Origin of the sequence: Ammoniphilus resinae (assembly GCF_017873965.1) — a bacterium.
Classification (GTDB): domain Bacteria; phylum Bacillota; class Bacilli; order Aneurinibacillales; family RAOX-1; genus Ammoniphilus_A; species Ammoniphilus_A resinae.
In genome coordinates this window covers 75,738-86,264 of sequence record NZ_JAGGKT010000016.1, presented here as the reverse complement: position 1 = coordinate 86,264, position 10,527 = coordinate 75,738, and the positions used below count along the sequence as shown (strand labels likewise).

Annotated in this window: 11 protein-coding genes, 1 tRNA gene and 1 pseudogene; 3 read left to right on the top strand and 10 right to left on the bottom strand. The window is 39.3% G+C overall.

The genetic code is table 11. The annotated features are described in order from the left end of the window. The 5 genes and pseudogenes from J2Z37_RS20225 to J2Z37_RS20205 all read right to left on the bottom strand — a co-directional run. Positions 1-493 (bottom strand): annotated as a pseudogene (locus J2Z37_RS20225) (hypothetical protein); the annotation flags it as partial. 3 nt (positions 494-496) lie between these two features. Then, a complete protein-coding gene (locus J2Z37_RS20220) occupies positions 497-1,123 on the bottom strand; it encodes a stalk domain-containing protein (protein WP_209812124.1) in 627 nt (208 codons plus the stop codon). A gap of 249 nt (positions 1,124-1,372) precedes the next feature. Further along, positions 1,373-1,447 (bottom strand) — tRNA-Gln (locus tag J2Z37_RS20215). A gap of 66 nt (positions 1,448-1,513) precedes the next feature. Continuing rightward, positions 1,514-2,062 (bottom strand): hypothetical protein, encoded by a 549-nt coding sequence (locus tag J2Z37_RS20210; protein ID WP_209812123.1) that lies wholly within the window; start codon positions 2,060-2,062, stop codon positions 1,514-1,516. Between the two features lie 79 nt (positions 2,063-2,141). Continuing rightward, positions 2,142-3,038 (bottom strand): serine-rich family protein, encoded by an 897-nt coding sequence (locus tag J2Z37_RS20205; protein WP_209812122.1) that lies wholly within the window; start codon positions 3,036-3,038, stop codon positions 2,142-2,144. A gap of 625 nt (positions 3,039-3,663) precedes the next feature. On the opposite strand from J2Z37_RS20205, the gene J2Z37_RS20200 reads away from it, so the two are divergent. After that, positions 3,664-5,349: a hypothetical protein gene (locus J2Z37_RS20200; protein ID WP_209812121.1), complete on the top strand. Its 1,686-nt coding sequence runs from the start codon at positions 3,664-3,666 to the stop codon at positions 5,347-5,349. Between the two features lie 239 nt (positions 5,350-5,588). Further along, positions 5,589-5,924: a helix-turn-helix domain-containing protein gene (locus J2Z37_RS20195; RefSeq protein WP_209812120.1), complete on the top strand. Its 336-nt coding sequence runs from the start codon at positions 5,589-5,591 to the stop codon at positions 5,922-5,924. Between the two features lie 43 nt (positions 5,925-5,967). Here the strand turns inward: J2Z37_RS20195 and J2Z37_RS20190 are convergent, their stop codons facing one another. Then, the gene (locus J2Z37_RS20190) at positions 5,968-6,591 is read right to left on the bottom strand and encodes a class D sortase (protein WP_209812119.1); all 624 of its coding nucleotides are present in this window, start codon (positions 6,589-6,591) and stop codon (positions 5,968-5,970) included. A gap of 220 nt (positions 6,592-6,811) precedes the next feature. Here J2Z37_RS20190 and J2Z37_RS20185 point away from each other — a divergent pair, with 220 nt between their 5' ends. Next, positions 6,812-7,144, top strand: coding sequence for a helix-turn-helix domain-containing protein (locus J2Z37_RS20185; RefSeq protein WP_209812118.1), 333 nt, complete (start codon positions 6,812-6,814; stop codon positions 7,142-7,144). A gap of 48 nt (positions 7,145-7,192) precedes the next feature. Here the strand turns inward: J2Z37_RS20185 and J2Z37_RS20180 are convergent, their stop codons facing one another. The 4 genes from J2Z37_RS20180 to gltP form a co-directional block, all read right to left on the bottom strand. Next, entirely contained in the window at positions 7,193-7,429 is a 237-nt protein-coding gene (locus tag J2Z37_RS20180; protein ID WP_209812117.1) for a hypothetical protein, read from the bottom strand. Positions 7,430-7,582: 153 nt separating this feature from the next. Further along, complete coding sequence (locus J2Z37_RS20175; protein ID WP_209812116.1) at positions 7,583-8,290, bottom strand: response regulator; 708 nt, start codon at positions 8,288-8,290, stop codon at positions 7,583-7,585. Between the two features lie 235 nt (positions 8,291-8,525). Further along, positions 8,526-9,023: a DUF2062 domain-containing protein gene (locus J2Z37_RS20170; RefSeq protein ID WP_209812115.1), complete on the bottom strand. Its 498-nt coding sequence runs from the start codon at positions 9,021-9,023 to the stop codon at positions 8,526-8,528. A gap of 125 nt (positions 9,024-9,148) precedes the next feature. After that, positions 9,149-10,414 carry a glutamate/aspartate:proton symporter GltP gene (gene gltP / locus J2Z37_RS20165; RefSeq protein ID WP_209812114.1) on the bottom strand — a complete coding sequence of 422 codons (1,266 nt, stop codon included), beginning with the start codon at positions 10,412-10,414 and terminating at the stop codon, positions 9,149-9,151. Positions 10,415-10,527 lie beyond the last annotated feature (113 nt).

Genomic DNA, 10,527 nt, shown 5'->3' with positions numbered 1-10,527 from the left:
TTTCACCTGCGTCAGACATTGTTGCTGATGATGAATCCTCACTGACAGACGTTTCTGAATCAGTACTTCCCCCTGTATCCGATGCCGTATTTTCAACGGATGAGTCTACACTACTTGATGTTTCTGATTGACCACTTTCACCTGCGTCAGACATTGTTGCTGATGATGAATCCTCACTGACAGACGTTTCTGAATCAGTACTTCCCCCTGTATCCGATGCCGTATTTTCAGTGGATGAGTCTACACTACTTGATGTTTCTGATTGACCATTTTCCCCTGAACTAGATGATGACGAAGTCGACGATTCGGATGTTGAACTGCTTCCCAATGACTCTGCTCTAACAGGAGTGAATGGATGTATAATGGAAGTTAGTAAAACCATTGCTGTTGCAGTAATGATGTTTTTACTGTTGTATAACGTAGATTTCCGCTTTTCTTTGGACTTTTTAAATTGAGCTTCTGCCCTAAGTTTTGATGCCCTTGACCTCCTCATTTCTTAATCTCCTTTCTCCATAGGTACAACCACCTGAAACGTATCAATTGCACCACCTGGTCCCATTATGTAAACCAACAACCTAACAGAATCAGCATTCTTGGGAATCTCCGGCATGATAATTTCTCCTGTTTGAACGGCACCCGGCTGGATTGGTTTAAGCCAAGTACTATCAAAAGTTCCGGACTTAAAATCAGTGCTATGATTATATTGTTCTCCATCAACTACAAGCTGCGAGAATTGTTCATTAAGAGCAACCGGTACCTCCCTATCATTTTTCAACTTAACCTTCAATTTAGTGGATCCACCACTTCTTTCTATGGAATCTACAGAGAATGTCACATCATTTTTTATATCGACTGCTTCATTATTAACATCAGGTCCATAGGTGAACGTCATCATAGCACTTTCCGCATCCCAACCTACTTTCGCTCCAAGATTCTCTGCAACGAGTCTGACTGGAACATACACATGATCCCCATACTCTACTGCATTCTCAGTGATTACATTTCCGTTGAAATTGAACTGGATCGATTTCACTGCAGCATTGATACTAAAACCATCAGCAAATGCTGCAGAACTAGTTGTTAACAACACTCCAGCTATTGTTCCTATCAAATATTTTTTCATTTGTTTTACCCCTTTCTAATCGTAAAAGAAGAATCAATATGTACTTTCACTATACCGTTCGTTAACGTTCTATTTAGAGAACTAATTTCAGTATACATTTAACAGTTGGAAATATCAACATAAAACGAACATTTAGTGTCATTTTAAGAACGGAGAGGGGTAAAACATTGTAAGCCACTACTGCGTAGTGGCTTACCTTTAATTGGACATAATACTTACGAAGGATCTATCTAAGTTATTAAATTGTATTGGCTGGGCCATCTGGATTCGAACCAGAGCCTGACGGAGTCAAAGTCCGTTGCCTTACCGCTTGGCTATGGCCCAATGGGTATGGATGAGTATGATCACAAGGCGCGGAAATCTTCACTATCTAATAGTGAAGCTCTCCGCTCACTTTGCTGTTTGGAATTGTTTTACAACGACAGCATTTTCTTGTGTTTGTGTTCTTTCTTCAACATTTTCGGAAGCTTGGGTTTGGAATGCTGTAGAATTTGCACCCTGATCCTGCTTTACTTCTGGTCCACATAATATTTGAATTTGATAGGGAATAAAAACATTGCTCTGTATTTGTTCAACATTCGACGAATTGGCGGAAACTTGCAACTGTCCTGAATGTCCAATAACCCCCTGAACTTGTGTAGTCCTTTCTGAGTCTTCTGCATACTGGGTTTGAAGTCCACCAATAATTAATGAGGTTTGCTCTTGGTATAAGTTATGCGAATTAAAGGCACCTAAAATTTGGGTGTTGCCTTCCAACAATGCATCTTGCTCCTGATTTGTTGTAATTGAACCTTTACTTGTTTGGAATTGATCGCTTGCAATTACTCCACTTAGTTGAGTTTGTATAACATTGGTCGATTGGGCCCCTGCTAATCCATGAAAAGCAAAAGTGGTTGAAATAGTTAGCAGGAAAATACTTGAAATGCGTTTGAGAGACATTCGTGATACTCCATTTCTATTGTTTTAAATCATTCTATTTGACCCCACCCAGATTTTCTGGGTGGAGTCGAAGTGAAAATTATTGAATTACTTGGGATTGGGCATTTCCATATACATCTTGAGCTTGACTTTGAGAGTTATTTGAAGCAGATGACCATGCTCCGGTAGTTACCTGCTGGTTTTGAGTATTTCCAAATACACCTGCATTTTGATTTTGAGCGTTATAATGAGAACCACCTGTTATGCTTTGACTTTGATTATTTCCACTAGCTGAGCCTGACTGATATTGGGCTGTATTAGTTGCAGTAATGCCTGGATTTCCACTTACACTTACAGATTGGGTTTGAGTATTCGCTTGAACCCCTTGTACTTGCCCTTGATTATTCCCCCATGATGTAGATGATTGTGACTGAACTCCTCCATTAACATTCCCGTATTGCTCCATGGTAGCATCAGTTGCACCTGTAGCACTTTGATTTTGTCTGTTTAAAAGAACATCTTGACCTTGGGATTGATTACTGTTGTTACCACTAATTGTTTGTGATTGGGTATTACCAAAAGTACTATTCGATTGTGTTCCAGTAATATTTCCTGCACCTGAAGCAGCTTGAGTTTGAATATTTCCTAAAGAACCACCACCAACTGCCATACCACCCACATTTTGAGTTTGTTGTTGGCTTACACTGGAAGTTCCATATGCACTAGAAGCTTGATTATTATTAACAGAGTTCGCATTTTGTGTGAAAGTTGACTGATTAGTATTTGCTATGCCAGCATATTGTTGATTAAGGCCTACGCTCTGCATTTGGCTCTGGGAGGTCCCATTTGCATACCCAGATTGAATATAGCCACTCTGAGCATTCCCACCAACTTGCATATACTGATTGGAAGTTGTATTACTGCTATCCGCAAATACCGATGTTCCCCCCATTAAAGACGCTGCTAGAATTCCTACTCCTACAAGTTTCTTAATCATGCCATTACCTCCAAATTAAATTGATTTTTCAAAAGGAGAACCTTTATGTACGTTCCCTTTCATGGCTTTAGTATATTCCGAATTGGCGGAAAACAAAAATCTCATTCCAGCCCAAAATTCGTTAAAAAGAACGTTTTTCGTTCCATATACAGCGTATATCTGTGTGTTTCTTTGTTTTTCTGCTATTTAAAGAACGATATCGTTTTATATATAGAACAAATTGGTCATATATATATTATTAGAGTTAACAGACTACTATAATAAAAGGGGAGTCCATGCTATATCTTGTATTTCCCACAAACCCTTACTATTCTGGTTTGAAGCTACCCCATATACTTTATTCCTTCAAATTTTGTCAATCTGGTAAAGTCCAAAATTAAAGGTCTTCTCTATAGAAAAAACTCCAAGATTCTTAAATTATAGTTTTCCTTGAATTAACTATTTTAATTATTTAAAAACAGCTTTAACTTTTTCGCGTTTCGTTCTATAATAAGAACGAAAGATTTCTTATACAAAACGATATGGTCTTTTTACCTTTTTCTTAATTTCAACATAAGGAGGGATTGGTCAAAATCAATGCATGAAATGGATCAAAACATTAAATAAAGGAGTTTAGGGCATAGACATGAAAAAGAAAATGATTCCGGTTTATTCAGCCATTACGACTTTTTCTTTGATATTTAGTTTGTTTTCTCCTGGTTTTGCCGAAGAGATAAACAACAATAGTACTGTACCTGACATTGGCATAGATCGACCCATACCTTCAATGAATATTTCCGATTACGCTAACAATAATTCCAGCTCATCTGATTTTACAAACGGAATCACAGGCAACACAAAAATTGACCCAATTATTCCTCAGAATGAATTGCCAAGTAGCATTAACATTGACAGCATTATTCCAAAAAACGGATCTCCAAGTGACTTTGACATTAACAATATTGATCCGTCAAAACTCCCGGGCAAACTTAACATTGACCCTAGCCCTCAGAAGGGATCACTTGACACTAAACAAACTGAAGCTGGGTCTGGGTTAGTAGGCGGTATTAAAATTGACACGGATATTCCTGGGAAGGGATTTCCGAACGGCATAAACATTGACCCTATTGATCTTTCAAAATTTCCGGAAGTTGTTGACATTGACCCTGGGATTTGGAAGCCATTCCCTGACGTGAATGATACTAATCCTCAAACTGGAGTTCCAAACAGCATTGACCTTTGCGAAACCTGTAAAAACAAAAGAGGTATTTACACCAACGTTTCCGTAAAGGGATATCTAGAAGGAGATAATGAATGGACTATTACCAAAGAGGTAAACCATAAAGTTTTGTATCCAGATGATAAAAACAATGACAAAGCGACTGCAACTTGGGAAATCACGGTGAAAAAGGAAAGGAGGGGTAAGACCACCGCCTACATTGATGGTGAAATTAACATTACGAACAGAAATGATAAGGCTACAGATCCTCTTTCCATTAAGCTAGATCTATTTAAAACGTCTTCCGACACTCTTATAGGCTCTAAAACTATAGTAGATCCTAATGATAATGTTGCACTGGGTCCTGATGAAAATAAAATATACAATTACAAGATTGACATTCCCGAAAAGGAAGTATCCACAAATAGTTCTTATCGAGTAGCTGTGCAAATATCAACAACTAATGGCTCCACTATAAAAATTAGCAAAACTACAAACTTAGAAGATCAAGGAAAAAACACCATCAAAGTCGAGGACATTTTGGATAATGACCAAAAAACAAAGCAGGAATTTTATTTTAAAGACAGCGGCTCAAAATCCTACAATACTCCCTTTACATGTGATCAAAAAGGTGATCATACAAATATCGCCACAATCGTGGGAACTGAAGCCCGTGCTTCTGCTACCGTAACAGTAAGGTGCGGTGGTGACGGCGATGACGGTGATGACGGCGATGACGGCGATGACGGCGATGACGGCGATGACGGCGATGACGGCGATGACGGCGATGACGGCGATGACGGCGATGACGGCGATGACGGCGATGACGGCGATGACGGCGATGACGGCGATGACGGCGATGACGGTGTTAAAAGTGATAAAGGTGACGGTCAATCCAATGAACCGATTATTTCGGAAGGGATGCCAAATCATTCGGAGCCACAATTGGAGGAACTGCCTGAGAAAACACCTTCAATGGATAACGTCTTACCAGTTAAACAACTGCCAAATACAGCAAGTCCGTGGTACAATTTACTAATGGTTAGTTTTGCCTTATTTGTTGTCTCTGGCATTGCATTATGGAAATTGAAATTTAAAAAGAAGAACCCCTAAATTGAAGAACCTCAGATAAGATACTGTATAGAATCCCGGTTCTATACAGTTCTTTTTTATATACATTTGAAATAAAGTGTTGTTTTTGCAGATGTAACCTCAATAATCATTTAGTATTAACAACGAACATAGCAGCAGTCTAATTTTAACTGTAAAAATTAACTTTATTTCGACTTGTTTTTACCCTATAATGAACCCAGAAGTATTCTAAATAGAACGATGCTAATAAAGGAGTCATTATGATAGGAAAACGGATACAGCAGCTACGAAAGGAAAAGGGATTGTCACTTTCTGAATTAGCGGAAAGAGCAAGTGTGGCCAAGTCCTACCTAAGTTCTATTGAGCGAGAAATTCAATCGAATCCTTCGATCCAATTCTTAGAAAAGGTGGCTAGTGTGCTTCAAGTTCCAGTCGATAGCCTAATTCACCCGGATCAAGAACAAGAATTAAAGCACATAGATGAAGATTGGATGAAGCTAGTTAAAGAAGCAATGGCCTCTGGAGTTAGCAAAGATCAATTCAGAGAATTCTTGGAATTTAATAAGTGGAGATTGGAAAAGGAAAAGGATAACTAAAAAGGCTCTCAAAAGTCCGTTTTTTTGACTTTTGAGAGCTTCTTTATTTCAACTGAGCTGTTAAAATATACCTTTGCGGTGCGGGACCAATAAAATCAAAGGGATAACATGTAATGATTGTTAACATTTGTTTATCATGTGTAAGCTGTAGACCTTGATAATCTGGATCTACAATCTTGTGCTCTATAATCTCATATAGGAAGCTACCTTCTTTTGTATCGATGGTTAAGAAATCCCCCATTTTTAATTCACCAAGTCCCCGTAAAACTGTGTCACGATGCCCAGCAAGAATACTATTTCCAACTTCCCCTGGTAATACAGATTCCGGCAAATGCCCTACACCTTTTGCAAGAGTGGCGGAATCAGAACCTTGTAAAATGGGTAGTGTTCGATCTAAGCGGTCTATTTCCATTTTACCTATTATTTCTCCAGTATTTGGTCTTTTCAATACCTTAAGATTAGCTTTGCCTGGTTCCATTCTATATTTCTCGATAAGGTTTTCTACTTTGATTTCATCTTGGTTGCTATCCTGTCCTATCGTTACTTGTTGATTCCATTCTTCAACCATTCGATTCATACTATACTCAGACCAAATAATTTGGAATAAAGCGTATCCCAATAGGACTATAGAACCTAAGAAGATTCCTATCACTATCGATTTTTTCATAATACACCTCACCATTTCGTTTCTTATAAAGAACTATACCGGACTAAACTCCTACTTGCAATAATATTAAAAAATATTAATCGACTACATCAGCCGACATACTTTGCAAAAATAAAATAGTAAAATAAAATATAGTTCTCAATAAAGAACATCGTTTTATTCACTACCCCCTGAAATAAAATTCACCTTTCGAATAGTTTGAAAAAGGAGGCGAACTAATATGATCGGACATAAAATTCATCTATTGCGTATTAAAAACGGGCTTTCCATCTCAGAGCTGGCAAAACGGGCGGATGTTTCTAAATCTTATTTGAGTACAGTGGAGCGTTCTAACGATTCCAATCCTTCAGTTCAATTTTTGGGGAAAATTGCGCGGGCCTTACACATTTCAATAGATGATCTTCTTCAGGAAGATGTCCTCACATATGGGGTCCATGCACTTGACTCCGAATGGGAGGAGCTTTTGAATGAAATAAAGGAATCGAATATGACCAAAGAACAATTTCGTGATTTTATAGAGTACAAACAATGGGTCAAAAAGAACAGTCTATAAAAAAAGAGTACAAGCCTCCCTTAGCCGTACTCTTTATCCAACGCGTTTTCAGTTTGATAGTTTCGCAAGTCTTTCGTTAATTAACTGGACCTTTTTATATAATAAAATCCGTGCCTGCCAATGCTGCGGATCTTTAACGGATTCTTTGATCATTTCCTTCTGATGGTGAAGTTTCTCCAGATCACACACTGTATTCAAATAGACGACAAACTCCTGCAGGTCATTCTCCATTTGTGAAAAAACTTGATTTTTCTTAGCAACCTCCTGTACTGTTTCTATTGCCATTTTTGATCTGCCATCTCCATTTCTATTAAAGAACAATTCGTTCTTTAATAAGAATAACGCAGATCCTGCTGTTTTTCAACCAGCAGCTATGAATTTAATATGGGATTTTGTGAGATGAGCTATTTCTGTGCTGATTCATCGCATTCTCCCTGACTACACCTTTTCCCTTTGCAACTGAGGGTCAAAGCGATACCCCTTGCCTCTGATGGTTTTAATATATTTTTGCCCCATCGATTTCGTTACAAGCTTCTTCCGAAGATTGCTAAGATGAACGACTACCGTTTTGGAGTCACCCCAGCTCGGAGAATTCCATACTGTAGAAAACAATTCATCGAGTGAAAAGATTTTATCGGGATTATCAGCTAAGGTCATCAGTAATTTAAATTCGGTTGTGGACAGATTGATGATCTCCCCTTCTACAGAAACATTTTGTTGTTTACTGTCAATCCGCAGTCCCGGGTAATTCAAGACCTTATTTACATCTGAGGAGGATTTCATCACTCGATACCGGCGAAGATTCGCACGCACTCTTGCCATCAATGAACGGGGACTAAACGGTTTGGTGATATAATCGTCTGCCCCTGCATCCAGACCTAAAATGGTATCGCTTTCACTTCCTCTACAGCTGAGAAAAATGATCGGTACATCTGTCATTTTCCTCATTTTCCTGCAGGCTTCAATCCCATCTATCCCTGGTAGTTCAATGTCTAGAATAATTAGATCCGATCCTCCAGTATGCAAAACCGCCTCTTCCGCAGATCCATACACTATTGGTTGGTATCCGTCCTTTTCCAAGTACACAGCAATCACATTGGCAATTTCTTGATCATCTTCGACAACCATAATGGTTCCGTCATTCATTCAGGCCCCTCCAATCCGCTATGATAGTTAAGGAAGATTTCCAACAAGTACATTTTACGCATGACTAGGACCATTATACCATTTTTTAACATATATTTAATATTTAAATATTCCCGAATATACTAATAACTGTATTAACTAACAAAAATAACCGGATCAATTCCCTTTGCTTTGTTCCGTAGGAATTTTATCCGGCTATAGGTCTGACTTTTCGCTAAACGCCCGTACGCCTCTCTTATGATGTTTGCTCTGGAATCGCAAGCGAACGCTCTTGTCGACGGTTCTCTTTTCTTTTCCGATAAGCCCCAATGGCCCAATAGACGACAGCATAGAAAATCAACGCAACCCAAATCCCATTCACTCCACTTCCTGTAAGGAAGGCTAGTCCTTTTTCCTTAAATGCCTCCCACGAAAAGAAGGAAGCAGTTTGAAGCGCGGTTTCATTACCTACACCCGTATGAACAAAGAATTCTCCGACTTTGTAATTAAAGACAAGGAACAGCGGAATCAACAGCTTTCCAGTGGCAAATCCAATTAAAGATACGGAAAACAAGCTTCGTGTAAATCTTATTAATGGAAAAAGCAATAAGAAGGCTAGTCCCATCGTTGGCAGGGTAATAAATTCGACAAACATTCCGATCGCAAAGCTGCGTGCAATGACAGTGGAAGCCCCTTTATTTCGCATCAGAACGATAAACTTATATTTCAAACCGCGAATAAATCTTCTAAACATAGGGTCCCTCCTGTCTTGATATCATGCCTGTCCTGCTATCTTAACTATACTCCTTCAGAAGGAGAATTGAAACCGTTTTACTAATATAGGAAGAAAAAAGCTGGTCATTCGACCAGCTTTTAAAATTATGCCGCTTTATCAATAGAAGATACATACGCGACAGCTTTCTTCTTATCATATTGGCCTTCCCATTTGGACATCACAACGGCTGCCAAAGAGTTTCCAATTACGTTTACGACGGTACGTGCCATGTCTAGAAGACGGTCCACACCAGCGATGAAGGCGAGACCTTCAAGCGGGATCCCTACGGATCCAAGGGTAGCCAGAAGAACGACGAACGATACACCTGGCACACCAGCAATCCCTTTGGAAGTAACCATGAGAACGAGGACCAAAGTAATTTGGGTACTGATTGGCATATCAATGCCATACATCTGGGCGATAAAGATCGCTGCCAGTGCTTGATAAAGGGTTGACCCATCCAAGTTAAAAGAATAGCCTGTTGGAATAACAAAGGAGGTGATGGCTTTTGGACAGCCAAACTTCTCCATTTTTTCCATGATTTTAGGAAGTACGGTTTCCGAACTGGATGTGGAATAAGCAAGAAGCAATTCGTCTTTCAGAATCTTAATGATCGACCACACGCTTGTTCCAGCGATTTTGGCAATGGTGCCAAGAACTACGAAGATGAAGAACAACATGGCTACATAAACGGTGATCATCAATTTCCCAAGAGGGATCAGAGAATCTACTCCAAATTTTGATACGGTAACCCCGATCAAAGCAAACACCCCAAATGGAGCAAACTTCATAATTTGGTTGGTCACCCAGAACATCGCATCGGCTACACCTTGGAAAAAGGCCAGTACAGGTTTTCCTCGATCGCCAACAGCAGCAATACCTAAACCAAACATGACGGAGAAAAAGATAATGGCTAACATATTTCCACTTGCCATGGAATCAATAATATTGGTTGGTACAATATTTACAAAGGTATCCGCAAAGCTGTGGTTTTGCACTTCATTCGTTGTTTCCACATACTTCGTAATATCTCCCTTGGATAGACTGGACATATCAATTCCAGCCCCAGGTTGCACGACATTTGCAAATAATAATCCGACAACAATCGCAATAGTGGTTACAATCTCAAAGTAAAGGATCGTTTTCCCACCGAGCTTTCCTAGTTGCTTCACGTCTCCGACCCCGGCAACACCAATGATTAGCGTTGACACAACGATCGGTACAACAATCATTTTAATTAGACGGATAAAGATGTCGCCAATCGGCTGAAGGTAAGTGGATACGGCTGGGTTGCCGTAAAATAGTGCACCTACGATAATACCAAGAATAAGACCGATCAAAATCTGCATCGCAAGTCCAAACTTTTTCATCGAATATCGCTCCTCTCCTATATAAAAACGCTTTCTTTTCTTCTGGGCTAATCAAAGTTGTTTAGTAAGGTTATTATAAAAGAGAGGCTACAACATCCGACAAAATCCTACAA

Bases quoted from the DNA above. Each gene is read 5' to 3' on its own strand.
- J2Z37_RS20220 (WP_209812124.1), bottom strand. From the start codon at position 1,123: ATGAAAAAATATTTGATAGGAACAATAGCTGGAGTGTTGTTAACAACT.
- J2Z37_RS20210 (WP_209812123.1), bottom strand. From the start codon at position 2,062: ATGTCTCTCAAACGCATTTCAAGTATTTTCCTGCTAACTATTTCAACC.
- J2Z37_RS20205 (WP_209812122.1), bottom strand. From the start codon at position 3,038: ATGATTAAGAAACTTGTAGGAGTAGGAATTCTAGCAGCGTCTTTAATG.
- J2Z37_RS20200 (WP_209812121.1), top strand. From the start codon at position 3,664: ATGAAAAAGAAAATGATTCCGGTTTATTCAGCCATTACGACTTTTTCT.
- J2Z37_RS20195 (WP_209812120.1), top strand. From the start codon at position 5,589: ATGATAGGAAAACGGATACAGCAGCTACGAAAGGAAAAGGGATTGTCA.
- J2Z37_RS20190 (WP_209812119.1), bottom strand. From the start codon at position 6,591: ATGAAAAAATCGATAGTGATAGGAATCTTCTTAGGTTCTATAGTCCTA.
- J2Z37_RS20185 (WP_209812118.1), top strand. From the start codon at position 6,812: ATGATCGGACATAAAATTCATCTATTGCGTATTAAAAACGGGCTTTCC.
- J2Z37_RS20180 (WP_209812117.1), bottom strand. From the start codon at position 7,429: ATGGCAATAGAAACAGTACAGGAGGTTGCTAAGAAAAATCAAGTTTTT.
- J2Z37_RS20175 (WP_209812116.1), bottom strand. From the start codon at position 8,290: ATGAATGACGGAACCATTATGGTTGTCGAAGATGATCAAGAAATTGCC.
- J2Z37_RS20170 (WP_209812115.1), bottom strand. From the start codon at position 9,023: ATGTTTAGAAGATTTATTCGCGGTTTGAAATATAAGTTTATCGTTCTG.
- gltP (WP_209812114.1), bottom strand. From the start codon at position 10,414: ATGAAAAAGTTTGGACTTGCGATGCAGATTTTGATCGGTCTTATTCTT.